Consider the following 24,380-nt stretch of genomic DNA (forward strand, 5'->3'; position numbering starts at 1 on the left):
GGGCTAGGGACAGGCGCCCGCCCGCCTGATAAGGTTCACCCTATTCGCCCCTATTCGCTCCTATTCGCCCCGATTCGGCCTTGTTCACACTACCGCATTCCCTCAGCAGATGACTTCCAAACACATCGATACGGTTTTGCAGCACGCGGGCACCGCCCCGTTCAACCCCGAGACCGGCACCGCGCCCGTGCCGCTGCCGCCCATGCGCGCCAGCACCGTGCGTTTCGAGAACCTGGCCGCGCTGGAACAGGCGCAGCGCAGCAAGGCCGCTGGCGGCCGCGCCACCACCTACGGCCGCATGGGCATGGATACCCACGCCGCGCTGGAGGAAGTCTTCACGCAGCTGGAAGGCGGCACGCATTGCTATCTGGCGTCGTCGGGCCTGTCGGCCATGACGATGGTGATGATGGCGTTGTGCTCGGCGGGTGACCACGCCCTGATTTCCGATTGCGTGTACGGCCCGATGCGTGAGCTGGACGACGCGGTGCTCAAGCGCATGAACATCGACATCACGTACTTCTCAACCAGTGATGACCTGGAATCGCTGGTGCAGTCGAACACGAAGCTGTTGTACGTGGAGTCGCCGGGTTCGCTGTTGTTTGAAATGCTGGACATGGGCGCGATGGCGGCCTTTGCCAACGCGCACGGCCTGGTGCTGGCGACTGACAACACCTGGGGCTCCGGCTACATCTATCGCCCGCTGACGTTGGGCGCGCAGGTGTCCGTCATTGCAGGCACGAAGTACGTGGGCGGCCACTCCGACCTGATGCTGGGCGCGGTGGTGACCAACGACGAGGCCATCGCCAAGAAGCTGAACCGCACACAGTACGCGATGGGGTATTCCATCAGCGCGGACGACGCGTGGCTGGCGCTGCGCGGGGTGCGCACGATGCCGATCCGCATGGCGCAGCACGCGCGCCATGCGCTGCAAGTGTGCGAGTTCTTCAAGAGCCGCCCCGAGACCGTGCGCTTGTTCCATCCGGCCTGGCCGGCCGACCCCGGCCATGCGCTGTGGAAGCGTGATTGTTCCGGCTCCAACGGCATGCTGTCGGTTGAGCTGTGCCTGTCGCCCGCGGCCGCGCGCGCCTTCGTGGACGCGTTGACCTTGTTTGGTATCGGCTTTTCCTGGGGCGGCTACGAAAGCCTGGTGCAGCTCGTATCGCCCAAGGATTTGTCCCATCACCGCTATTGGGGCGAAGGTGACAACGCGTTGGTGCGCTTGCACATCGGATTGGAATCGCCGGAAGACATCATCGCGGATCTGACGCAGGCGCTGGAAAAGGCGGCGGCGGTCAGCGAGTAAGCGCTGGGGTCTGAAGACGCCGCGCCATATTTTGGGTTGCGGCGCGGCGGGTTCAGACTGCCGCGCTGCGTATCCAAGCGCCGATGCGCGCGGCGATGTCGTCGCTGTTGTCGTCCATCATCGGCATGTGGGAATTGCCCGCAATGCCCTGGTCGGCCAGCCGCCACGTATCCACCCGCGCACCATGCCGGGCAAGTGATTCGGCGTAGTCCTGCCCGCTTGCGCACAGGCGCTGCCATAGCGGCGTGGCATCCAGATAGTCGCCATAGACAAACAGGAACGGTTTGCCCGCCACGGCGGCGGCCGTGACGTCGCCCGAAAACCCCGACGGCTCGATGCCGATCACGCCACGCACCAGATCGGGCCGCGCATGCAGCGCGCGGTACGCCACTTCGCCGCCGTGGCTGTGCGCCAGCACCAGGCATGGGCCGATGCGGTCCAGCACGGCGCAGAAACCGTGCAGGGCCGCATCGTTGTTGCCCAGCCAGCGCGGCACCGCATGCCGGATGAAATCATCGAACGCATCAACGGGAAAACGTTGCCCCGCGAACGCGCGGCGCAACGCGTAGTCTTCGGCGCGGCCAAAGCGAAACAACGACCAGCTTTCTTCGGCGGTGCGGATGATGGGCGGTTCGGGCCAGACCTGCTCAAACGGCGCCCAGCCGGCGCGGCCGCGCTCAACGTTGTCCACCACATACACCGCGTGACCCTGGCGCAGAAAATGCTGCATCCAGCCGGGGCGTCCGTCAGGCGTCTGTTCCCACATTGCGCCCGTCATGCCGCCGCCATGCAGCAGCACGATGGGCAAGGGATGCGTCAGGCGCGACGGAATGAAGTACTGCACGTACGCCTGTTCGAAGTGATAGAGCCCGTTCGGGTCGTAGGCCAGCGACGCGCTTTTCGTGAACGCAATCTCGCGCTGCGGCAGCCCGGCAATGCGCACCGGTCTGCCGCCCGCGTAGAAGCTGCCGAAATCAGCGAGCGAGAGGGGTTGCTGCCCTGGTTGCTGCCCCGGCCGTTGCCCCCCCGGTTGATGCGCCTGTTTGGTCATTTCTTGACCAGGGGGCATTGGCTTTCCGCGAGCGGCCACGCCAGCGTGTCGCCGGGGATGTTGCGCACGATGTTGTAGTAGTCCCAAGGCGCTTTGGATTGCGCGGGCGTCTTCACCTGCGCCAGCATCATGTCGCGCACCACCAGGCCGTCTTCACGGATGTGGGCATTCAAGCTGAACGGGTCGTCGATGGGCAGCGATTTCATCTTCGCCATCACCGCGTCGGCATCCGCCGTGCCGGCCGCTTTCACGGCTTGCAGGTAGTGGCGCACCGAGCTGTACACACCCGCCTGCAAGAAGGTGGGCGGACGGCCGACGCGCGCTTCGAACTTCTTGGTGAAGGCGCGCGTGCCGTCATTCATGTCCCAGTACGACGGCACGGTCAAATACGTTTTCTGCGCCGCTTGCAGGCCCAGGCTGTGCACGTCCGTGATCAAGAGCAGCATGGCCGCAAGCTGCTGCGTGCCGCCAATGCCGAATTCCGCCGCCTGCTTGATGGCGGAAATCGTGTCGCCGCCCGCGTTGGCAATGGCGATGATCTGCGCCTTGGAGCCTTGGGCCTGAAGCAGGAAGGACGCAAAGTCCGACGCGTTCAACGGATGGAAAACGGTGCCTACGACTTCGCCGCCGTTGGCTTTGACGACGGCTTCGGTGTCGGCCGCCAACTGTTTGCCGAAGGCGTAGTCGGACGCCAGGATGAACCAGCGCTTGTTGCCTTCATTGACGACGGCGGTGGCCGTGCCGCGCGACAAGGCGTAGGTCGTGTACGTCCATTGCACGCCGTAGGGCGAGCACTGCGCTTGCGACAGCGCGGTGGTGCCGGGGCTGGAGAACAGCACCAGCTTTTTCTTTTCGCGCGCGATGCCCTGCACGGCCAGCGCGACGGACGAGTTGGGCACGTCCACCACGACGTCAACGCCGTCGGTGTCGTACCACTTGCGGACCATGCTGCTGCCGATGTCGGGGCGGTGTTGATGGTCGCCCGAAACCAGCGAGATCGGCTTGCCCAACACCGTGCCGCCCATTTCCTCGATGGCCAGCCGGGCGGCTTCCACCGACCCCTTGCCCGTGGCGTCGGCGGTGACGCCCGCCATGTCCGTCAGGACCCCGATCTTCACGCCGTCGGCCGTGCTGGCGTGCGTGGTGAAGGCGCCGAGCGCCAAGCTGAGGCCCAGCCCAAGGCTCAATGCCGCGCGTGCGCGCAGAGATTGCGATGTCATTTGTCTTCCACCCGTTTTATGCCGTCGTTGCGGCGAATTTTGTGGTGAAAGTTTAGCGCTGCCCCCGCGCCGGAGCGCAGCACTTTCTTAACGATTTCCCAAAAGAAAACGCCCCGGCCAGATTGGCCGAGGCGCTTTGCGGTGATGCGGAGGACGCGGATTACTTGTTGCGCGCCATCGGGATCAGTTGGTTCACTTCCTTCAGGGCGCCTTCGTAGCTGTTGCCCGCCATGACCGGGGACGTCATGAACTTGCCGCCGACGGCAAACGACGGCGTGCCGTCGATGCGGTAGGCGTCGGCCAGCTGGGTGGCGCGCTGCACTTGGGTTTGCACGCTGAACGAATCGAAGATCGAATCGAACTTGGCGCGGTCCACGCCTTGCGAAGCCGCCCAGTCGCCCATGGCCTTCTTGTCGAACAGGCGCTTGTGTTCACCGTGGATGGCGGTGAAGAACTTGGCGTGCAGGTCGGGGCGTTCCAGAGCCAGGAACGTGTAGTAGACCTGTTGCAGCGGCTTCATGCCGGCGTTGAAGGCGATTGGCACTTGCTTGAGCACGACGTCAGACGGGGCGGTCTTGGCCCAGTCTTCAACCATGGGTTCCATGGCGGCGCAATGCGGGCAGGTGTAGGCGAAGAATTCCAGCACTTCCACTTTGCCCGGGGTATCCGAGGGCAGCGGCGGGTTGATCGCCACATAGGCTTGCGTGCCTTGAGCGTGGCTGACCGGGCTGAAGAACGCGGTGGCCGTCAGTGCGGCCGCGGCCAGGATACGAACAATCTTGGGGGACAGCATGGATGAGAGGTTCCTGAGTAAAAAGTTACAGACAGGTTCAAACGCGGATAAGTTCAATCGAAAAAATGGCGCCAGAGTGCATTACGGGCGCATTACTGGCGCACCACGGCGGTTTCAATCTTGTTCTCGCCCAATCGGCCGCGGGCGCGATTCATGTCGTCCAGGCGCGCAAACGGACCCACCCGGACCCGGTTGATCGGCTTGCCGTTCACTTCCGCCTTTTGCACGTTCACGGGCAGCCCCAGCAGCAGGATGCGGGCGCGGAGCGATTCCGCGTCGTTTTCGCCACGGAAGGCGCCGGCTTGCAGGAAGTACGTGCCGGTGGCGGCGGACGCCGTGGCCGTTGCGGGCGCAGCGGCCTTAGGCGCGGGGGTTGCCGCGGGCTTGGAGATCGGCGTGGGGGCCTGGCTGGGCGCCATGGCGACCGCGGCGGGCGCCGAGGCTTGCGGTTTGGCGGTCGACGGCAAGGTGGCGATCAGCGCGCCCAGGTCGTCCAGCCGTGACGGTGTTTCGTCCGGCTTGGCCGCGCCCGTGCCGGCGCCCGTGCCGGCGCCAGGTAAGGGCGCAGGCGCCGTGGCGGTGGGGCCGGTAGGCGGCGCACCCGCCGCGCCGTCGCGGCCGTACAGGCCCGCGTTGGGGTCCGGCGCCTGCCGGGGGTCGGGCAGCTTGCCCGTGTCGCCCTGACGGCTGGCGCGGTCCACGAAGGGCACCGGGGCCTTGGTGACATAAAAGGCCACGACGGCGGCCACGATCAGACCGATGAGCAGGCCGGCGAGCGCCCCGTACAGGGTGCTGCCGCTTTCGCCTGAGGAACGGCGGGTGGGTTTGCGCTTGGTTGCCATGAACCGATGTTACATCCGCTCGGGGGCGGACACGCCCAGCAGCTCCAGGCCGTTGGCCAGCACCTGGCGCGTCGTGGCGGCCAGGCGCAGGCGGGCCAGCTTCAGGGCCACGTCGTCGACCAGCACGCGTTCGGCGCTGTACCAGGCGTGGAAGTCCGACGCGCAGTCACGCAGCCAGAAGGCAATGTGGTGCGGCGACAGGTCCTGGGCGGCCAACGCCACCACGTGCGGGAATTCGGCCAGACGCTGCATCAGCGCGAATTCGGACGGCGCGGTCAGCACGGACACGTCGGCGGCGGCCACATCGGCGGCGGGCATGCCGGCGTTGTTGATCATCGTGCAGATGCGCGCGTGGGCGTACTGGATGTAATAGACCGGGTTCTCGTCGCTCTTGGACAAGGCCAGGTCCACGTCGAACACGAATTCGGTGTCAGCGCGGCGCTGGATCAGGAAGTAGCGCACGGCGTCGCGGCCCACCCAGTCGATCAGGTCGCGCATGGTGACGTAGCTGCCGGCGCGCTTGGAGATCTTGACCTCTTCGCCGCCGCGCATCACCTTGACCATCTTGTGCAGCACGTAAGACGGGTAGTCCTTCGGGATGCCTTCGTTCAGCGCTTGCAGGCCGGCGCGCACGCGGGCCACGGTGCCGTGGTGGTCGCTGCCCTGGATGTTGACGGCGCGGTGGAAGCCGCGTTCCCACTTGGCCTTGTGATAGGCCACGTCAGGCACGAAGTAGGTGTAGCCGCCTTCGCTCTTGCGCATCACGCGGTCTTTGTCGTCGCCCGTACCCAGTTCGGTGGTGCGCAGCCACAGCGCGCCGCCCTCTTCATAGGTATGGCCGCCGGCGATCAGCGCGTTGACCGTGGCTTCGACGCGGCCCGACGTGTACAGCGAGCTTTCCAGGTAGTAGTTGTCGAACTTCAGGCCGAACGCTTGCAAGTCCAGGTCTTGTTCGCGGCGCAGATAGGCCACGGCGAAGGCGCGGATGTCGTCCAGGCTGTCGATGTTGCCGGTGGCCGTGACGGGCTGGCCGTCGGACGCCTGGAGGGTCTTGCCGGCCTGGAAGTCGCGGGCGATGTCGACGATGTAGTCGCCCTTGTAGCCGTCGGCCGGCCATTCGGGGGAGTCGGTCGTCAGGCCGCGGGCGCGCGCTTGCACGCTGATGGCCAGGTTTTCGATCTGGTTGCCAGCGTCGTTGTAATAGAACTCGCGGGTCACGTCCCAGCCGCTGGCGTCGTACAGGCGGCACAGGGCGTCCCCCAGCGCAGCCTGGCGGGCATGGCCCACGTGCAGCGGGCCGGTGGGGTTGGCCGACACGAATTCGACCAGGATCTTCTCGCCGCTGCGCGCGGCGCGGCCAAAGCTTGCGCCCTGCTCGGCGACCGTCGCAATGACGGCCTGACGGGCGGCGGCGGTGATACGCAGGTTGATGAAGCCGGGGCCGGCGATTTCAGCGCTGTCGACCAGATCACGCGCGCCGGGGGCGGCCATCAGCGCGTCAACGATGGCCTGGGCCAGTTCGCGCGGGTTGCGTCCTGCGGGCTTGGCCAGCTGCATGGCCACGTTGGTGGCGACGTCGCCGTGGGCGGCGACCTTGGGGCGCTCCAGCAGCACGTTGGGCTGGGCGTCGGGAAGGCTCTGCGCAACGGCGGCCTGGATCAGGGAGATAAGCTGTTTTTGTTGCTCGGGGAGCATGGGCGTCTGGAGAAGTTCTGGGTGAGTGACCGATGCGGAGATCTGGCGGGGATCAAGCGGACGCGGTCCGGGCCGGCAATGTCACGGGAATCATGCTGAATGATAGTTGATTTGGCGGGCCAATCGGCGGCCAACGGGCGTCAAACCGTCCGGCAAGCGTTCGCCGGGCCGCCGGAACTGTCAATAAAATCAAACCTCTAGCCCGGGGCGACGGCGCCCTGGCGGCGGGCGCTTCGGGGCCAGTTGGCATCCCCCGGGCGTTGCGGTAGTGTATGTAACGTACTCAATGAGGGAGACCGCAATATGCTGATTACCTTTCACTCCAAGGCGGTTGCCGAGGTGCTGATGCTGTCCGACCACGCCGGTCCCATTCTGCAGGCTGCGGGCAAGTCCATCGGTGACAAGATTCCCGAGCGCGGCGTTTTCACCGTCGACCAGCTGGGCCCCGCCATCGCAGGCATCGAACGCGCCATCGAAATCGCCGAACACCCCGCCGACGAAGACGACGAGGACAAGGCGCCCCGCTCCCCCATGGCCCGCGCAGTCGGCATGAAGGAACGCGCCTTCCCTTTGCTGGACATGATGCGGCAATCCCAAGCCGCCAATGTCGAGGTCACCTGGGAGGCGTCACGCGGCTGGTAGGCAATGTCGCCGGGCAGACAATCTGACCGGCTTTTTTTGCCTACCCTTTCGGCCTGACGCCTTTTCAAGGAATTCCCTATGCGCAGCGACATCACCATTGTTTTTGACCCCCGGCGTTCGCTGGACCTGACCGCCACCGTGGAAACGTCTCCGCAACGCCAAGCCCAAGCGCGTGACTGGTTCGACGGTGCCTGGGAAACCCTGGGCTGCGAACCTCTGCGGCCCAGCGGCAAGGTGCTGTTGCTGGACAAGGTGCTGGGCGTGGCCGACGCCCTGGGCTACGACACCCTGTCCACCGACGAAAAAGAAGCGCGTGAATTCGCAGAGAACCTGGCGCTGGCGCTGGAGCGACCGCGCATCACGGTGGACTTGCCGGGGCTGACGGTCGGCTATTGACCCGCCACGGCTACCTGATTCCCGCCCGCATGAACGATTGCACGAACTGCCGCTGGAACAGCAGGAAGGCGATCAGCAAGGGGGCGGCCGACATCAGCGTGGCCGCGGTAATCACCGACCAATCGATACCCTGATCGGTCGATGAGAACACCTGCAACCCCACCGTCAGCGGCCGGGACTCCACGGAGTTTGTGATGATCAGCGGCCACAGGAAGTTGTTCCAGTGGTGGCTGACCGACACCAGCCCATAGGCCACGTAGATCGGCTTGGCCAGCGGCACGTACACCTTCCACAGAATCTGCATGGCGTTCGCGCCTTCCATGCGCGCGGCTTCTTCAAGCTCGCGCGGCACCGTCTTGAACGTCTGGCGCAAGAGGAAGATGCCAAAGGCCGACGCAAAGTACGGCAGGCCGATCGCGAACACCGTATCGCGAATGCCCAGCTGGCTCATTGACCGGTAGTTCTCCACCAGCAGCACGTCCGGCATGATCATCAGCTGCAACAGCACCAGCATGAAGACGAAATCGCGGCCGCGAAACTCGAAGCGCGCGAACGCGTAGCCGGCCAGCGTGGACAGCACCAGCTGCGCCGCCAGCACCATCGTGACAAGCAGGAAGGTGTTCAGGAAGTAGCGCGGAAACGGCGCGGCCTGCCAGGCGCGGGCGAAGTTATCGAGCGTCAGCGGGGCGAACAGTTCAAAGCGGGTCGCATAGGCCGGCGGGTGGAACGCCGCCCACATGGCGTAGGCCAGCGGCAGAATCCACAACAGGCCCAGCGCCCACGCGCCCAGGGTATCGAGCTTGTCTTTCATTGATAGTGCGTCCTGCGATCCAGCCAGCGGAACTTGATGAGCGCGGTCAGCGCCAGCACCACCAGCAACACGACGGTCAGCGTGGCGGCGTAGGCCGTGTCCCAGAAACTGAAACCCACCTGGTAGATGTAATACAGCAGCAAGGTGCTGGCGTTGTCCGGCCCGCCGCGCGTCATGACGACCACGTGGTCCACCAGACGGAACGCGTTGATCAGCGCATTGATCAGCACGAAGAGCGTGGTGGGCATCAGCAGCGGCCACAGGATGCGGCGGAAATACTGCCAGCGTGATGCGCCTTCCAGCATGGCGGCCTCGCGCAGCGACGGCGACACCGTCTGCAAGGCGGCCAGGTAGAAGATCATGAAGAAGCCCGACTCCTTCCACACCGTCACCAGCATCAGCGCCGGCAGCGCCGTGTCGCGGTTACCCAGCCAGTTGGGGCCGGGCGAACCGAACCAGCCCATCACCTGCGCGATCAGCCCGTACTGCGGCGTGTAGAAGAACAGCCAGATGTTGGCCACCGCCACCATCGGCAGCACCGTCGGCGTGAAGTACGCCATGCGCAAAAAGCCGCGCCCGCGCAGATTGCGGTTTACCCACAGCGCCATGATCAGCGCAATGCCGATTGACGTGGGGATCGTGCCCAGCGCAAACCACAGGTTGTTCCACAGCGACTGCCAGAACACCGGATCGTCACGCATGACGGCATAGTTATCCAGGCCCACAAAGCGCGCCGGGCGCGCGCCTTTGGGCGTGGAGAAAAAGCTGTGCCAGAGCGTCGCCACCGCCGGGTAATGCGTGAACGCGGCGAGCAGCACGATGGCTGGCAGCAACAGCAGCCAGCCATAAAGCGCATTCAAAGAGCGGCTCATCGTGCTTGTCGGTTTACTTGTAAGGACGCAGGATGCGATCGGCCTCGCGCTGGGCGTCGGTCAGCGCTTGCTGCGGCGTCTTCGACCCCGTCAGCGCCGCTTGCAGCGCGTCGTTCAGGGTCTTGGTGACGCGCTGGTTTTCATGCGTGGAGAACTCCGCCACGCTGACTTCCAACTGGTCGCGCGCGACCGCCGCTGCCGGCACTTCCTGCGCATACTTCTTCATCTTTTCGGTTTGCCAGGCGGCCGGCGTCACGGCGACATAGCCCGTGGCGATGCTCCAGTCGGCGGCGCGTTCCGGCGTCGTGACCCACTGCGCAAACTTCAGCGCGGCTTGCTGTTGCGCCGGCGTGCCGCTCTTGAAGATGTAGAAATTGCCGCCGCCCGTCGGGCTGCCGCCGCGCTTTTGCTGCGGCATCATGGCCACGCCAAACGGGAAGTCGGCGTTCTTGCGGATGTTGGTCAGGTTGCCGGTGGTGGTCCAGACCATGGCCGCCTTCTTCTCCAGGAAGTCCTTCGGCGTGGTGCCCCAATCGATGGTGCCGGTCGGCATGATCTTGTGCTTGGCCGACAGGTCGCGCCAGAACTGCGCGGCTTCCACCACCGCCGGCTTGTCCAGGTAGACCTCGTTGCCCGCCTCGTTCATCAGGATGGCCCCGTTGGGCGTGGTCAGCGCCTGGAACAGCCAGTACGCGAACGCGCCGCCCGACGGGATCTCGATGCCCCATTGCGTGGTGTTGCCGGACGCATCCTGCTTGGTCAGCTTCTTGCCGTAGTCGACCAGCTCTGCCCACGTGGCGGGCGCGCGCTCGGGGTCCAGGCCCGCGGCCTTGAACAGGTCTTTGTTGTAGTACATGACGATGGTCGAACGCTGGAACGGCACGCCCCAGGTGTGTCCGCCCGAGCGGCTGTTCTGCATGAAGGCGTCATAGAAGCCGCCCAGCCATTTCTTGTCGGCGTCGCTTTTCGCCAGCGAATCGATCGGCACGATGGCGTCTTCGTCGATCAGCGTGAACATGTCGGTGGACAGCAGCACGGCCAGCTGCGGCGGCGTGCCGCCCTTGAGCGCCGTCAGCGCCTTGGCGATGGAATCCTGATACGAGCCGGCGTAGATCGGCTTGATCTTGATGTCGGGATTTTCCTTCTGGAAGTCCGCCACCATGTCGTCAACGATCTTCGTGATCGGGCCGCCGACGGCAACCGGGTAATAGAACTCGACTTCTACGGGCTTGTTCTGCGCCTGCACAGGCAGGGACAGGCAGGCGGCGGCCAGGCTGGCGGCCAGGGTCTTCAGTACGATGCGTCGCATGGTGGCGTTTCCTTCCTGTGGATGTGGGCGTCTTCTAGCGCCCGACGGTGTTGATGACCGCCGAATCGGCGGCAAAGAAATGCTGCTGCGCGTCCTGCCAGGACAGGCGCAAGGCCTCGCCTGCACGGGCGCGTAAATGGCCGCCGACGCGCACGGCCACGCCGCTGGTATCGCCGACGCGGCAGACCACGATGGAGTCCGCGCCGAAGTACTCGACGCTTTCCACCGTGGCGGGAATGCCGTCGCCATCAATGCGGATGTGTTCGGGGCGCACGCCAAGCTTGACCGCACCCGCCGGCGCATTCGCGATGACGGGGCCCTGCGTGCCGGCGATGACGGTGGCGTCTTGCAGGCTCGCCAGACCGATCAGATTCATGGGGGGCGTGCCGATGAAGCGCGCCGCAAATTCGCTGGCCGGACGCGCGTACAAGGCGTCGGGCGTATCGTGCTGTTCGATCTGGCCGCCGCGCAACAGCACCACCTGATCCGCCATGCTCATGGCTTCGGTCTGGTCGTGCGTCACGTACACCATCGTGATGCCCAGGTCTTGCTGCAACGCCCGGATCTCGCGGCGCATCTCGTGACGCAGCTGCGCATCCAGGTTCGACAGCGGCTCATCCATCAGGCACACCGGCGCTTCCGAAATCACCGCGCGGCCCAGCGCTACGCGTTGCTGCTGGCCGCCCGACAATTGCGAAGGCTTGCGGTCCAGCAGATGGCCCAGGCCCAACAGCCCGGCCACGCGTTGCAGGCGGCGGTCAAAATCACGCGCCGGTTCCTTGCGCACCTTGAGGCCGAACAGAATGTTTTCGCGCACCGACAGATGCGGAAACAGCGCATACGACTGGAACACCATCGATATGCGGCGTTTGGCCGGCGGCAGTTGGGTGACGTCGCGGTCGCCGATGTGGATGGTGCCCGAGGTGGGCGTGTCCAATCCGGCAATCATGCGCAACGTGGTCGACTTGCCGCAGCCTGACGGCCCCAGCAGCACCGTGAAGCTGCCCGCTGGCACGGTGAAGCTCACGCCGTGAATCGCGGCGGCGCCGCCATACTGTTTGGTGAGGTTATCCAGAACGATGGATGACATGCTGTCTCGACGATCTAATTGTTAGATCCGCATTGTTGCCTGTTATGAAAACCTTTTCATTGTGCAGCGCAAACATGACGGATTCGTGGCAATGCCCGGGGGTTATAGCCCCCGTTCTACGGCTCAGGCAAACGGATAAGGCCCGGGGTAATCCCCGATAACGGCGTGGTGGGTGACGAGGTTCTTGCCTTGCCACCAATGCAGCTGGTAGCCCGGCGGTTCCATGATGTATTGCAGCGTGGGGCGCGGCCCCAGCTCCAGCGCCAACTGATGCGCGGTGCCGGGACAGGTCGACGCAATGGTGCCGCCAAAGCGCTGGAAGATGGTGCGGTGCAAGTGCCCGCACAGCACGCGTTCAACGTTCGGAAAGCGCGCGATGATGCGTTCCAGTTCCGGCGCGCCGGCCAACAGGCCGATGGCGTCCATGTGTTCGATGCCCGTCAGGAATGGCGGATGGTGCATCAGCACCAGCGTGGGCCGGTCGGGTTGCTCCGCCAGGCGCGCGGCGAGCCAGTCCAGGCGGTCTTGGCATAGCTCGCCATGACTCTTCATTGGCACCACCGTGTCCAGCGCCAGCATGCGCAGCGGATAGTTTTCGATGGCGTACTGGATGAAGTCGCCGCCATCTTGCAGGTAGGCATGGTCGGGGAAGGCGGCGCGCAGCTGTGCGCGGTCGTCATGATTGCCGGGCAAGAGAAAGTACGGAATCTCCAGCGCTTGCAGTTGTTCGCGCAGGACCGCGTATTCGTGCGGGCGGCCAAGGTCGGTCAGGTCGCCCGTGATCAGTACGCAGTCGGGGCGCGGCGTCAGGGCATTGAGCGCGCGCACGGCAGGTGCCAGAAACGCAGCCGGGTCGATGATGCCGTAGGCCTTGTCGCCCGGGGTGCGCATGTGCAGGTCGGTGATTTGTGCGATGAGCATGATGCGTGCGGAATGTCGGAAGGGATGGGATCAGCGGCGCACGGCGGCCGCGGTGCCGCCGACCACGATGCAGTGCGGCAGGCGATTCGATTGGGGCGGCTGGCCGTGAATCTGCGCCAGCAGATTCGAGCACGCGGTTTGTCCGATGCCGTCGCTGGGCTGCGCCACGGTCGTCAAGGGCGGCGTCAGCAAGGCGCCGAATCGCATGCCGTCAAAGCCACTGACGGAAATATCGGCGGGCACGCGCAGTCCAAGCGCCACCAGGTCGGCGATGACGGCCGTGGCCAGCAGGTCGTTCGAGCAGAACAGCGCCGTGGGCGCCTGCTTGCCGCGCAGCGCGGCTTTCAGCACGTCGGCGTCGCTGCCCGTGTGTGAACTCATGGCGATGTGCTGCACGGTGTCCAGGCCCAGCTTCTTGGCGCAGGCGCGCGCGCCGGTCAACCGTCGGCGCGCACGGTCGGACGCCGTCAGCGGACCCGTCACCAGTGCAATGCGGCGATGGCCCAACGCGGCCAGGTGCGCGACCATGTCGCTGGCTGCCGCGCGGTTGTCGACGGACGCGAACGGATGCGTGTTGGATTCGTTGTAGACCAGCACGTACGGCATGCCAGAGCTGTCCAGATCGTCCAGCGTGGCGCTTTTGTTGACGTCGGCCACGGTCAGGATCAGGCCATCCACCTGATGGTCCATCAGCCCTTGCACCGCTGCCGATTCCACGGCGGGGTCGTAGCCGGTGGCGGTCAGCATCACGCTATAGCCCGATTCGCGCGCACGCCGTTCCGCGCCTTCAAAGCACTCGGCGAAGACGGGATTCGACAGCGTGGGGAGAATCAGTCCGATGGTGCGCGTGCTGCCCGAACGCAGGCTGCGGCCGACGCGGTTCGGACGGAAGCCGGCGCGCTTGGCCACATTGCGAATATGCGCCAGCGTGTCGGGGTGCACGATCTCGGGCTGGTTGAACGCGCGCGACACCGTTGCCGGAGAAACCCCCGCCTTGCGAGCCACTTCAATGATGGAAAAGCGGGGCGACGGGCGCGTAGCCATATCTATATTGCTGTCGGTTTACTGAAAACGATTTCATCTTACAAGACAAATATGACCTTTGTATTGCACGGGTTTGCGCTATGCTGGTGACGCCGCAACAACAGAAAGCCATGGCGCAGCGCAGTCGGTTTACCCCGTAAAACAAGGTGTTTTCGGTGTTTTTCCTAATTGACGCAACGCGCACAATGGTTGGGATCAGTCCGCTTTAACCTCGTCGCCCATCGCGCGGGGCAAGCCAGGACAGACCCTCGGTCAAGGGGACCGGGTGCGGAGTTCAGCTGCCACGCGTGATGCGCGGCTCCGGTAAAGAGGAAAGGATCATGTCTACTGCCTTAAACAGACTTGGCGCGCTGGAAGCGGCGCACAAGCTGCAACGGCGCGAGTTAACTGCGGTGCAATTGGTGCGGGCCTGCTTTGCCCGCATCGAGCAGCGCGAAAACACCATCCATGCGTGGACGGCGCTGCAAAAGCAGGCGGCGCTGGACCATGCGCAAGTGCTCGATAGCGGCGCCTTGCGCGGGCCATTGCATGGTTTGCCGATCGGCGTGAAAGACCTGTTCGACACGTTCGACCTGCCCACCCGCTACGGCTCCCCCATTTATGAACGCCACCGCCCCGGCCTGGATGCCGCCGCCGTGGCGTTGTGCCGTGGCGCAGGCGCAGTAGTGGTTGGCAAGACGGTCACCACGGAATTCGCGACCTATCAAGCCGGCCCCACCCGCAACCCACGCAACGAGGCCTACACGCCGGGCGGCTCGTCCAGCGGTTCGGCCGCTGCGGTGGCTGACGACATGGTGCCGTTTGCGCTGGGTTCGCAAACCGCGGGCTCCATCATCCGCCCCGCGTCGTACTGCGGCATCGTGGGCTTCAAGCCGACCTTTGGTGCGGTGCCGCGAGCCGGCGTGAAGAGTCTGGCTGAATCGTTGGACACGGTGGGCGGCTTCGCGCGCTCGGTGCCGGACGTGGCGCTGTTCGCGTCGGTCATGATGCGTGACCCGCGCTTGCTGAATCTGGCTTACGAGGGCAAGCCGCGCATCGGCATGTGCCGCACGCTGCAATGGCGGCATGCGCAGGCCGAAACCAAGGAAGCCTTCGCACAGGCCGCCGCCACGTTGTCGCGGGCAGGCGCCTTCGTGCAAGAAGTACCGCTGCCGCCGCAGGACTGCATGCTGGTGCAGCTGCATGCCGACATCATGGCGTTCGAGGCCTCGCAGTCGTTGGCTTACGAACGCTTGGAACACGCCAGCCAGCTCAGCCCCAAGATTCAAGCGGTGCTGGAAGCGGGCGCGCAGATCACGGCAGAGGAACACATCCGAAATCTGGCGCGTGCTGAAGAATCCCGCGCGCGGGTAAACAGCTGGTTCGATGAATTTGATGTGGTGCTAGCGCCCAGCGCGGCGGGCGAAGCGCCTTTCGCTGACTTGGGTACGGGTGACCCGCAGTTCTCGCGCGCCTGGACGCTGTTTGGCCTGCCCTGCCTGAACCTGCCCTTTGCAACCGGCCCGCAAGGCTTGCCCGTTGGCTTGCAGCTGATCGGGCAGCGCTACGACGACTACCGCACGCTGGCCATCGGCGCGTGGGTGCACAAGCAGTTGCTGGCCGCAAACACGCCTGACATCGGCGCATCCGACATGTGGCCGCGCGGCTGAAACCGGTGCGTTGAAAGCAGAAAGCCCGCCAGATAAGGCGGGCTTTTTTGTTGCCTTGCCGCGCCAAGAAGCGGTGTGTTCTTGGGGGCCGCAAGCCCATGTTTCGGGCTTGCGTCAGGCGCTTACTGGAGGCCAGAGATGCGGATTACGCGGTCTCGGCGGTTTCCGTTTCGGCCGCCGTGACGGCGCCCGAGTTGATGTGGCGGTTGACGGCGCTCAGCACAGCCTGGAACGACGCGGTGACGATGTCGCGGTCGATGCCCACGCCAAAGCCCGTGCTGGATTCACCCACGCGCAGTTCCACGTAGGAAGCGGCGCGCGTGTCGGTGCCGGTGCCGATGGCGTGCTCGTGGTAGTCCATGATGCGCACGGGCACGTCCAGCGCGGCCACAAAGGCCGAGATGGCGCCGTCGCCCTTGCCGGTCACGATGCGGCGTTCGCCGTTGTATTCGAGTTCGGCTTCGATGCTGAAGTGCTGGCCTTCGCCGGCCGACGGATTGCCGTCGATGCGGTGGCGGATCAGCTTCCACGGCGACTTCTGTTCAAGGTATTCGCGGTTGAAGATCGTGTGCACGTCGTCAGCGGTGACTTCGCGGCCGGTCTCGTCGGTGACGCGCTGAATGGCGCGGCTGAATTCGATTTGCAAGCGGCGCGGCAAGACCAGGCCATGTTCCTGTTCAAGCAGGTACGACACGCCGCCCTTGCCCGATTGGCTGTTCACGCGGATGACGGCGTCGTAGCTGCGGCCGAGGTCGGCGGGGTCGATCGGCAAGTACGGAACTTCCCAAACGGCGTCGGCTGCTTGCAGCGCGAAGCCCTTCTTGATGGCGTCCTGGTGCGAACCGGAGAACGCGGTGAAGACGAGGTCGCCCGCGTACGGGTGGCGCGGGTGCACCGGCAATTGGTTGCAGTATTCGGCGCAGCGGCGCACTTCGTCGATGTCGGAGAAGTCCAGCCCCGGGTGCACGCCTTGCGTGTAGAGGTTCAAGGCGAGCGTGACAAGGTCAACGTTACCCGTGCGTTCGCCGCTGCCGAACAGGCAGCCTTCGATGCGGTCGGCGCCGGCCATCACGGCAAATTCGGCGGCGGCCACGGCGGTGCCGCGGTCGTTATGCGGGTGCACGCTGAGCACGATGCTGTCGCGGCGGGCCAGATTCTTGTGCATCCACTCGATCTGGTCGGCGTACAAGTTGGGGCTGGTGGCCTCGATCGTGGCGGGCAGGTTCAACACCATCTTGTGATCGGGCGTGGGCTGCCAGACGTCGGCCACGGCATCCGAGACTTCCAGCGCGAATTCGGGTTCAGTCGTGCTGAACACTTCGGGCGAGTACTCGTAGCTCCACTTGGTTTCCGGGCGCTGCGACGTGTATTGCTTGATCAGGCGGGTGCCGGTGGTGGCGATGCCCTTGATCTCTTCCTTCGTCATGTTGAACACGACTTTGCGGAAGGCCGGTGCGCACGCGTTGTACATGTGGACGATGGCTTGCTTGGCGCCCGCGGCGGCTTCCACGGTGCGGCTGATCAAATCTTCACGCGACTGGGTCAGCACGATGATGGTCACGTCGTCGGGAATGCGCTTTTCATCGATGAGCTTGCGCACGAAATCGAAGTCGGTCTGGGAGGCCGACGGGAAACCCACTTCGATTTCCTTGAAGCCGATCTTCACCAGCTGTTCGAAGAAGCGGAGCTTGCGCTCGACGCTCATGGGTTCGATCAGGGCCTGGTTACCGTCGCGCAAGTCCGTGCTCATCCAGATCGGCGCCTTGGTGATGCGGCGGCTGGGCCAGGTGCGTTCGGAGAAATCGCGGGTAAAGGGCGCGAAGGGGACGTATTTGGTGGCGGGGTTGGCAAGCATCATTACTACACCTCGATCGGTTTCTTTTGAATCCCGGGAGCACTAAGTCTCGGCGGCACGTATGACCGGATGACGGTCTTGTGCCTGGATTTGCCGTGATTGACCGGCAGGATTCACATCTAAAAAGGGGAAATCGCGTGTGGCAAACGTGGCTGCCGAGCTACCACGGGGACACTAGGCCCGGCAACCGATCGGTAGGTATAGCGATAGCGCGGCGGCGTTGAAGGAACGAGCGCGCAGGCCGGCGACCGGAGCGGCGGAGCGTCCGGTGGCAATCGCGAGGGAGGTGCGGTAAGCGGCCATAGGTTGCTAGTCAAACACACTTTGCCAGCCAGCGCAAACAGAAAAAGCGGGGGACGCATCGCATCCCCGCGCGGGTTTGGCCAGAAATCAGACGAAGTTACTGCGTCTGCATATGCCCGTTTTTCACGACTTTACCCAGACGTTCGCGCTCACTTGCTGCGAATTCAACGAAGCTTGCGCGCGAGCCACCGCCCGGTTCGATGCTGCTTTGGCGCAAGGCGTCCTGCACTTCTTTGGTCTGCAAAGATTTTTCGACGGCGGCGTTCATCTTGTCCAATACGTCGGCCGGCGTCCCAGCGGGTGCGAACAAGCCTGCCCAGTGGCCGATGCGAATGGCCGGGAAGCCTTGTTCGGCGGTCGTCGGAATGTCGGGCGCGCTGGCCATGCGCTTGTCCCAGGTCGTGGCCAGCGCCTTGAGCTTGCCGCTCTGGATCAGTGGCAGCGTCACGATGCTGGCTTCCGAGGTGGCGTCGACCTGGTTGCCGATCACCGCCGTCACGCCTTCCGAACCGCTCTTGTAGGCAATGGGCTCCACGGGCAGGCCAGTCCCCTCCTTGACCATCTCCGCCACGAAATGCGGCGTGCTGCCGTTACCGGCGGTGGAAAACGTGATGCGTTCGGTCTTGGCCTGTTTGGCGCGCGCAACGAAGTCCTTCAGGTCTTTGGCGGGGTTGGACGGGTTGGCCACAATGACGGACGGCGTGATGGACAGCAGCGCCACAGGCGTCAGCTCTTCATCTTTGTAGGGCTGGTCTGACCGGATCAGGCTGTTGGTGACGGTGCCGTTGCTGCCGACCAGATATGTGTAGCCATCAGCGCCGCTGCGTGCGACGTGCGCAGCGCCCACGACGCCGCCTGCGCCGGGACGGTTTTCTACGATGACCGTCTGGTTCAAAGTCGAACCCACCGCTTTCGCGATGATCCGCGCAACGAGGTCATTGGCGCCGCCCGCGCTGAACGGGGCGACGAAGGTGATGGGCTTGTCAGGCCAGGCGGCCAGGGCCGGCGTGGCAGCGAACGCGGCCGAACAGGCCAACAACAGGCCGGCGGCATACCGGACAGGGGGTCGGAACATGATGAACAACTCCAGGGGCCGGCCGCGCATCCGGCCTGTCTCGGTGCCGGTAGATATTGTTTGGTGTGTGCGCGGCCCGCGGTTGCGCGAGCCTGGAGGGGCCAGTATAGAAAAAGCCGGCTGGCAGAGGACTGAAACAAACAGGCCGCCTTGTGGGCGGCCTGAAGTCTGCGTGTGATGCGTTCGGCGCTTAGCGGGCCGGCCCGATGCGCGGTTCGACGTAGCGGTCGCCGCGGGGTTCGCCACGGACCTCACCGCGGACTTCGCTGCGCGGCTCGCGGCGCCCATCGTCGCGCGGATCGCGCGTGGGGCGGCTCGCGGCGCCTTCCAGAATTTGCGCCTGTTCGGCCACCATCGCGATCTTGCCGATGCGATTGTGGCGAATTTCAGACAGTGAGCGGCGCAAGTCGCCTACAGTGAAGGGCTCTTGGCGGTCGCCCCACGTCCAGCGCAGCACGCCGAGAGACTCTTCCGACAGGTTCGGCGCCAGTTCAGCCAGCACATCGGTACCCACCGGCGTTGCCGCGCCCGAGGCCAGGCTGGCCGAGAACCAGGCGCGCACCGAGAAGAAGACGATCAAGGTCCAGATGGCGGCGACGACCCACCAGATATACGGATTCACTTTCTGCGCCATGTCCTGGGTGGGCTGGCCCAGGGTATGCAGGAAGTCGTAGTTCATGCGTTTGCCGAAATCCAGTATCCACGAGGCGACCAGATACCAAAGGACGACGGCGACAGCGATGACTATCGCGCGCACAACGAGTCGGGGAAGCGCCAATTTGAGCAGGGTCTGGCCGATAAGTCGGCTGTCCTGGCGAACGCTTGCGGGCGAAGTCAGATTCATCATGCAAAATATTGTACCTATGACCCGTCCAATTTTAGAACTGCGACCTGGCCAGCATTTGACGCTGACCCCTCAGCTACAACAATCGATACGATTGTTGCAGTTGTCTACGCTCGACCTCGAGGCCGAGATCTCGCAAGTGCTCTCGGACAACCCCCTGCTGGAACGTGAAGACGACACGCCCGCGGCCGAGGCGCAAGCCGAGTCCGAGCGCGAATCTTCCGTGCAGGACGACGAGCCGGCGGCCGAACGCGAAACGCCGGTGGACGAAATGCCGGGTTCGGGCGGGGTCTATTCCGATGACGATTCCGGCCCGCCCGAGGCGGCGCGGCCCGATACGCTGCGCGAGCACCTGCTGGGCCAGCTGATGCTGACGCGCGCGGCGCCGCGAGACGCCGCGCTGGCGGGGCTGCTGATCGACGAGCTGGATGAGAACGGCTACCTGGGGTCTCCCCTGGAAGAAATCCTCAGCTGGCTGCCCGCCGAAATGGAGCCTGACCTGGACGAGCTGCGCGCGGCATTGTCGCTGTTGCAATCGTTCGACCCGGTTGGCATCGGGGCCCGCGATATGGCCGACTGCCTGCTGTTGCAGCTGCGCAACCCCGACCTGACCCGCCTGCCCGAAGCCGCGGACCCCGCCGTGTTGGCGTGCGCGCGTCAGATCTGTGCGCAGCACCTGCCCTTGTTGGCGACGGGCAACGCCGCACGTGTGTGCGCAGCCGCTGGCTGTGACGACCCCACCTTCCGCGCCGCGCATTCACTGATCCTGCGGTTGGAGCCGCGCCCGGGCCGCGCCTGGACCGTGCCGGCTGCCGACTATGCCGTGCCGGACGTCATCGTGCGTAAAACCCGGCGCGGCTGGCAGGTGACGCTTAATAGCGCCGCCGTGCCGCGCCTGCAGATCAACGGGCTGTATGCGCAGATGCTGGGCAACCAGAAAGAATCCGCGCATGCCGGGCTGCAATCCCAGTTGCAGCAGGCCAGATGGATGATCCGCAACGTCGAACAGCGCTTTGACACCATCCTGCGGGTGGCTCAAGCCATTGTTGAACGCCAGACTGCGTTCTTCAGCCAGGGGCCATCGGCCATGCGTCCGCTGATTCTGAAAGACATCGCGGGCGAGCTTGGTTTGCACGAATCGACCATTTCACGGGCCACAACGCAGAAGTACATGCTCACTCCGTTTGGCACGCTGGAGCTCAAGCGCTTCTTTGGCGCGGGCGTTTCCACGGATGGCGGCGACGCCACCTCGGCCACCGCGGTGCAGACGTTTATCCGCCAAATGGTGGCAGACGAGAACCGAGCCAAGCCCTTGTCCGACAGCCAGATCATGCAAAAACTGGCCGATCAGGGGATAGTGATCGCCCGCCGGACGGTGGCAAAGTACCGCGAAGCGCTGCGGATTGCCCCCGCAACGGTGCGCAAGGCGCAGGCCTCGGCGCGTTGAAATAGGGGACGAATCTTTTTAAGATTCGTCCAATCTTTCAAGGGCTTGCGTGACAAATCCGTTGCAAATTTTTTTATCGCAGGGGACTTGTCATCCGCTGAATAATTTTCGATAATCATTCGCATGTACATTTGCGTATGTAATGCCATCACCGAACGCCAAGTCCGCGCCAGCGTGGACGGAGGCGCGACGACCCTGTCCGACCTGCAATTCGAGCTGGGCGTAGCCACGTGCTGCGGCTGCTGCGCGGCAACCGCCGCCGAATACCTGCCAGGCGGCCGCTGCTCCAGCGTATGCGACGTCCGCTCCATTGCCGTTCCGGTCAATGCTCCTGCCACGCTCGTGGAGTCGGGTGCGGCTGCCAACAACAGCAGCTTCCCCATTCCGCTGGTCGCCGCAGGCTGAGCTTGACCCGCAATTTCCGGCTCGCTGCCTGACGCAGCGGGCCGCGCTGTTTTCTTCCCGCATTCTTTCCGCATTCTTTCCGCATTTCACCCGCGCCCCGTCGCTCCGCATTTCCTCCCGCAAGATCCCCCCGCTTTCTTAGAACCTCCCGGCCATTGCGATCCGCCCGGTGATGGGTTGCGCACGCCTGGGCAGGCGCGCAGAATGCCTGCTCCACGCGGCATGCGTGGCGCCCTGTCCACCTGGATCTCCGATGAAGGCCACGCCTGCCGTTTCCACCGCCTCGACCGCCAACGGCGCGCCGGGGATCAGTTGGGTGCCGATCGCCGCATTCTGCTTCTTGTGGAGTTCCGCCTTTGCGGCGGCCAAAATCGCGGTGCGGGACTGCCCGCCCCTGACGCTTCTGACCATCCGTTTCCTGATCGCCGGCGCCTTGATGCTGGGCATCGCCGTGGCCAGCCGCCAAGGCAAGCGGCCCAGCGCGCGTGACTTGGTCGCGCTGATTCTGTTGGGCGTGCTGAACAACGCGCTGTACCTGGGCCTGAGCTGGTCCGGGATGATCACCGTGTCATCCGCCTTCACCGCTGTGCTGATCAGCACCAACCCCTTGTTGATCGGCGTGTTGGCGGGGCCAGTGCTGGGAGAGCAACTCAGCTGGCGCAAGCTGCTGGGCTTGTGCCTGGGGCTGGCGGGCGTGGCGCTGGTGCTGCGGTCGCGCTTGAGCGGCATGCAGGAGGACCTGCATGGCACGCTGCTCGTCACGGGTGGCCTGATTGCGCTCGTGGCCGGTACGCTGCTCTACAAGCGCTTGAAGCCGCAGGCGGGCCTGTGGACGGCGACCGGCATTCAATCGTTGGCAGCGGCCGTGGCCTTGCTGCCTTTCGCGCTGATGAACGAAAGCCTGGGCGATGCGCGCCTGACCGCGAGCCTCGCGTGGAGCATGGCCTACATGATCGTGGCGGTGTCGATGGGCGGGTACTACCTGTGGTTCATGATCCTGACTCGCGCCAGCGCCACATCGGCCAGCGCGCTGCACTTTCTGATGCCGCCGCTGGGCTTGTTATTTGGTTGGCTGGTGCTGCGCGAACCGGTGTCGTGGCTGGATTTGCTGGGCATTGTGCCGATTGCATTCGGCATCTGGTTGACCACGCGCAAAGCGGCCTGATCGGCTCGCAAGACAGAATGTGAGGTTTGGGCGCGTTTGGGTTGCCGATATGCAACGAAGCACATAACGCCATCTTCAGGTCGATATTCGTCGGTTGGCTGCGCGATATTGAACATGGCGCGAGCAATATAGGGGTCGATTCCCGCACATCGATGCCGCACAGGCCGCATAACCGTTGCCTTGTCTGTGCAAGGCATCACGCACGCATACTCATTCTCATTGGCGTATCGCTTTCTTGTAGCGGTTCTAAAGCGGTTTACCAAATGCAGCGCAAGGCTAGGCGCGGCCTGCCGGCTGATGGTAGTCTGCCGGGGTTGCGTACGCGCGGCATCGTGCGCTCCTCTGTCGCGATGCACTCGCGTCGCGCCTGACTGCAAGGAGTCCATTATGAAAGGCGACAAAACCGTCATCCAGTTTCTGAACAAGCAACTGACCAACGAACTGACGGCCATCAACCAATATTTCCTGCATGCCCGCATGCTGAATCATTGGGGCTTCGACAAGCTGGGCAAGCACGAGTACGAAGAATCCATCGGTGAAATGAAGCACGCGGATCGCCTGATCGCCCGCATCTTCATGCTGGATGGCCTGCCCAACCTGCAAGACCTGCACAAGCTGCTGATCGGTGAAGACGTGCCCGAGCTGCTGGCCTGTGACTTGAAGCTGGAACAAGCCGCGCACGCCACCGTCGTGGAAGCGATTGCCTACTGTGAATCGGTGCGTGATTACGTCTCGCGCGATCTGTTCCAGGACATCCTGGACGACACCGAAGAGCACATCGATTATCTGGAAACGCAGATCGATCTGATCGACAAGGTCGGTATTCAGAACTACCTGCAAAGCCAGATGTCCGTGCCGGAATAACGCGCACGCGTTATCTGCCAAGGCAAAAAATAATGGCGCCCCACGGGGCGCCATTATTTTTTGCAGCATCAGCTGCGGATCGGGCTTACTGCGGGCGGGCCGGGCATTCGGCCATCGTGCCCCAGGCGCGGTTAGGCGCACAGTATTTATTGCGCGCGTTCCACGAGCACGACGGGCGTTCGAAGAAGCCTTGGGTCGCGCATTGGGCCAGTTCGCGCTTGAGCGCGTCTTGCCAGCCCGGCGCGCCGGGTGCCGGCGACGTATTGGGCGGGGGCGGAGGCGCTTGCACCATTTGCGGGGTGCCGTAGCCGCCCGCTTGCGCCTGGCCGCCATTGATGGCGGTAGAGGTGCCGGGTACTTGCAGATCCATCGTGGTCACGTCAGACGTGCCCGACGGCAGCGGCACTTCAGAAGCGGCTGCGATTTCGCGAGCCTGTTCCGGGGTGATGCGTTCGCGGGAAAGTTTGACGGCCGGATCGCTGACGGTGTCAAACAACGACACCGTATTGACTTGCCATTGCCGGTCGGCCGGCTTATCCGGCACACCCAACGTGCCGTCAATGCGCGGCTGCGGAGGCTGCGCCACATACGGACGTCCGTTGGCGTCCAGAACGGGCTGCTGCGAAGCTGCCGCGTCCTGACCAGGAGCAGGTGCGGCGGGCGGCGCATGCGCCACCAGCCAGTCACCCAATTGAATTCCGCCCCAGGCCGACGCGCCAAGCGCGATCAGGAGCGTTGCGAATAATAAACGCCAAGACATTGCTACCCTCATCTGCCGTGCGGA

General features: G+C 64.3%; 23 protein-coding genes. 8 read left to right on the plus strand and 15 right to left on the minus strand.

Annotated features, from left to right (window positions below; all coding sequences use genetic code 11):
• Positions 1 to 109 precede the first annotated feature (109 nt).
• Complete coding sequence (gene metC, locus AC1DSJ_RS09240; protein ID WP_441372626.1) at positions 110 to 1,303, plus strand: cystathionine beta-lyase; 1,194 nt, start codon at positions 110 to 112, stop codon at positions 1,301 to 1,303.
• Between the two features lie 52 nt (positions 1,304 to 1,355).
• Here metC and AC1DSJ_RS09245 read toward each other — a convergent pair whose 3' ends face one another.
• The 5 genes from AC1DSJ_RS09245 to argS all read right to left on the minus strand — a co-directional run bounded on the left by AC1DSJ_RS09245 (position 1,356) and on the right by argS (position 6,904).
• The gene (locus AC1DSJ_RS09245) at positions 1,356 to 2,372 is read right to left on the minus strand and encodes an alpha/beta hydrolase (protein ID WP_441372625.1); all 1,017 of its coding nucleotides are present in this window, start codon (positions 2,370 to 2,372) and stop codon (positions 1,356 to 1,358) included.
• Positions 2,351 to 3,574 (minus strand): ABC transporter substrate-binding protein, encoded by a 1,224-nt coding sequence (locus AC1DSJ_RS09250; RefSeq protein WP_175170495.1) that lies wholly within the window; start codon positions 3,572 to 3,574, stop codon positions 2,351 to 2,353. The genes AC1DSJ_RS09245 and AC1DSJ_RS09250 overlap by 22 nt, the downstream gene beginning before the upstream one ends.
• A 160-nt stretch (positions 3,575 to 3,734) precedes the next feature.
• Positions 3,735 to 4,367: a thiol:disulfide interchange protein DsbA/DsbL gene (locus AC1DSJ_RS09255; protein ID WP_054420994.1), complete on the minus strand. Its 633-nt coding sequence runs from the start codon at positions 4,365 to 4,367 to the stop codon at positions 3,735 to 3,737.
• Between the two features lie 92 nt (positions 4,368 to 4,459).
• Positions 4,460 to 5,209, minus strand: coding sequence for an SPOR domain-containing protein (locus AC1DSJ_RS09260; RefSeq protein ID WP_441372624.1), 750 nt, complete (start codon positions 5,207 to 5,209; stop codon positions 4,460 to 4,462).
• Between the two features lie 9 nt (positions 5,210 to 5,218).
• On the minus strand, positions 5,219 to 6,904 hold the full coding sequence (gene argS / locus AC1DSJ_RS09265) for an arginine--tRNA ligase (protein ID WP_054420996.1): 1,686 nt from the start codon (positions 6,902 to 6,904) through the stop codon (positions 5,219 to 5,221).
• Positions 6,905 to 7,207: 303 nt separating this feature from the next.
• Here argS and AC1DSJ_RS09270 point away from each other — a divergent pair, with 303 nt between their 5' ends.
• Complete coding sequence (locus tag AC1DSJ_RS09270) at positions 7,208 to 7,546, plus strand: DUF1840 domain-containing protein (RefSeq protein WP_054420997.1); 339 nt, start codon at positions 7,208 to 7,210, stop codon at positions 7,544 to 7,546.
• 78 nt (positions 7,547 to 7,624) lie between these two features.
• A complete protein-coding gene (locus tag AC1DSJ_RS09275) occupies positions 7,625 to 7,942 on the plus strand; it encodes a hypothetical protein (RefSeq protein WP_054420998.1) in 318 nt (105 codons plus the stop codon).
• Between the two features lie 10 nt (positions 7,943 to 7,952).
• Here the strand turns inward: AC1DSJ_RS09275 and AC1DSJ_RS09280 are convergent, their stop codons facing one another.
• From AC1DSJ_RS09280 to AC1DSJ_RS09305, 6 genes are all read right to left on the minus strand, one after another.
• Positions 7,953 to 8,753 carry a carbohydrate ABC transporter permease gene (locus AC1DSJ_RS09280; RefSeq protein ID WP_006224480.1) on the minus strand — a complete coding sequence of 267 codons (801 nt, stop codon included), beginning with the start codon at positions 8,751 to 8,753 and terminating at the stop codon, positions 7,953 to 7,955.
• On the minus strand, positions 8,750 to 9,625 hold the full coding sequence (locus AC1DSJ_RS09285; protein ID WP_054420999.1) for a carbohydrate ABC transporter permease: 876 nt from the start codon (positions 9,623 to 9,625) through the stop codon (positions 8,750 to 8,752). Before AC1DSJ_RS09285 ends, AC1DSJ_RS09280 begins: the two co-directional genes overlap by 4 nt.
• Positions 9,626 to 9,638: 13 nt before the next feature.
• The gene (locus tag AC1DSJ_RS09290; protein ID WP_054421000.1) at positions 9,639 to 10,934 is read right to left on the minus strand and encodes an ABC transporter substrate-binding protein; all 1,296 of its coding nucleotides are present in this window, start codon (positions 10,932 to 10,934) and stop codon (positions 9,639 to 9,641) included.
• Between the two features lie 34 nt (positions 10,935 to 10,968).
• Positions 10,969 to 12,024 carry an ABC transporter ATP-binding protein gene (locus AC1DSJ_RS09295; protein ID WP_441372623.1) on the minus strand — a complete coding sequence of 352 codons (1,056 nt, stop codon included), beginning with the start codon at positions 12,022 to 12,024 and terminating at the stop codon, positions 10,969 to 10,971.
• 123 nt (positions 12,025 to 12,147) lie between these two features.
• Positions 12,148 to 12,945 carry a phosphodiesterase gene (locus AC1DSJ_RS09300; protein ID WP_346552447.1) on the minus strand — a complete coding sequence of 266 codons (798 nt, stop codon included), beginning with the start codon at positions 12,943 to 12,945 and terminating at the stop codon, positions 12,148 to 12,150.
• A gap of 30 nt (positions 12,946 to 12,975) precedes the next feature.
• On the minus strand, positions 12,976 to 13,989 hold the full coding sequence (locus AC1DSJ_RS09305) for a substrate-binding domain-containing protein (protein WP_441372622.1): 1,014 nt from the start codon (positions 13,987 to 13,989) through the stop codon (positions 12,976 to 12,978).
• 320 nt (positions 13,990 to 14,309) lie between these two features.
• Here AC1DSJ_RS09305 and AC1DSJ_RS09310 point away from each other — a divergent pair, with 320 nt between their 5' ends.
• Positions 14,310 to 15,638: an amidase gene (locus tag AC1DSJ_RS09310; protein ID WP_054421004.1), complete on the plus strand. Its 1,329-nt coding sequence runs from the start codon at positions 14,310 to 14,312 to the stop codon at positions 15,636 to 15,638.
• Positions 15,639 to 15,783: 145 nt separating this feature from the next.
• On the opposite strand, the gene leuA is transcribed toward AC1DSJ_RS09310, so the two are convergent.
• From leuA to AC1DSJ_RS09325, 3 genes are all read right to left on the minus strand, one after another.
• Positions 15,784 to 17,496 (minus strand): 2-isopropylmalate synthase, encoded by a 1,713-nt coding sequence (gene leuA, locus AC1DSJ_RS09315; protein WP_346552448.1) that lies wholly within the window; start codon positions 17,494 to 17,496, stop codon positions 15,784 to 15,786.
• A 397-nt stretch (positions 17,497 to 17,893) separates the two neighbouring features.
• The gene (locus tag AC1DSJ_RS09320) at positions 17,894 to 18,871 is read right to left on the minus strand and encodes a tripartite tricarboxylate transporter substrate binding protein (protein ID WP_441372621.1); all 978 of its coding nucleotides are present in this window, start codon (positions 18,869 to 18,871) and stop codon (positions 17,894 to 17,896) included.
• Positions 18,872 to 19,061: 190 nt separating this feature from the next.
• Positions 19,062 to 19,718 (minus strand): hypothetical protein, encoded by a 657-nt coding sequence (locus tag AC1DSJ_RS09325; RefSeq protein WP_054421006.1) that lies wholly within the window; start codon positions 19,716 to 19,718, stop codon positions 19,062 to 19,064.
• Between the two features lie 16 nt (positions 19,719 to 19,734).
• Here AC1DSJ_RS09325 and rpoN point away from each other — a divergent pair, with 16 nt between their 5' ends.
• The 4 genes from rpoN to bfr all read left to right on the plus strand — a co-directional run bounded on the left by rpoN (position 19,735) and on the right by bfr (position 23,596).
• The gene (gene rpoN, locus AC1DSJ_RS09330; RefSeq protein ID WP_441372620.1) at positions 19,735 to 21,162 is read left to right on the plus strand and encodes an RNA polymerase factor sigma-54; all 1,428 of its coding nucleotides are present in this window, start codon (positions 19,735 to 19,737) and stop codon (positions 21,160 to 21,162) included.
• A 123-nt stretch (positions 21,163 to 21,285) separates the two neighbouring features.
• Positions 21,286 to 21,567, plus strand: a complete 282-nt coding sequence (locus tag AC1DSJ_RS09335) for a (2Fe-2S)-binding protein (protein WP_050448875.1) — start codon at positions 21,286 to 21,288, stop codon at positions 21,565 to 21,567.
• A gap of 253 nt (positions 21,568 to 21,820) precedes the next feature.
• On the plus strand, positions 21,821 to 22,732 hold the full coding sequence (locus tag AC1DSJ_RS09340; protein ID WP_054421008.1) for a DMT family transporter: 912 nt from the start codon (positions 21,821 to 21,823) through the stop codon (positions 22,730 to 22,732).
• A gap of 387 nt (positions 22,733 to 23,119) precedes the next feature.
• On the plus strand, positions 23,120 to 23,596 hold the full coding sequence (gene bfr, locus AC1DSJ_RS09345) for a bacterioferritin (RefSeq protein WP_006216785.1): 477 nt from the start codon (positions 23,120 to 23,122) through the stop codon (positions 23,594 to 23,596).
• Positions 23,597 to 23,681: 85 nt separating this feature from the next.
• Here the strand turns inward: bfr and AC1DSJ_RS09350 are convergent, their stop codons facing one another.
• Positions 23,682 to 24,368: a hypothetical protein gene (locus AC1DSJ_RS09350; protein WP_175170501.1), complete on the minus strand. Its 687-nt coding sequence runs from the start codon at positions 24,366 to 24,368 to the stop codon at positions 23,682 to 23,684.
• Positions 24,369 to 24,380: the final 12 nt, after the last annotated feature.

This window comes from Achromobacter sp. 01N37 (assembly GCF_056399725.1).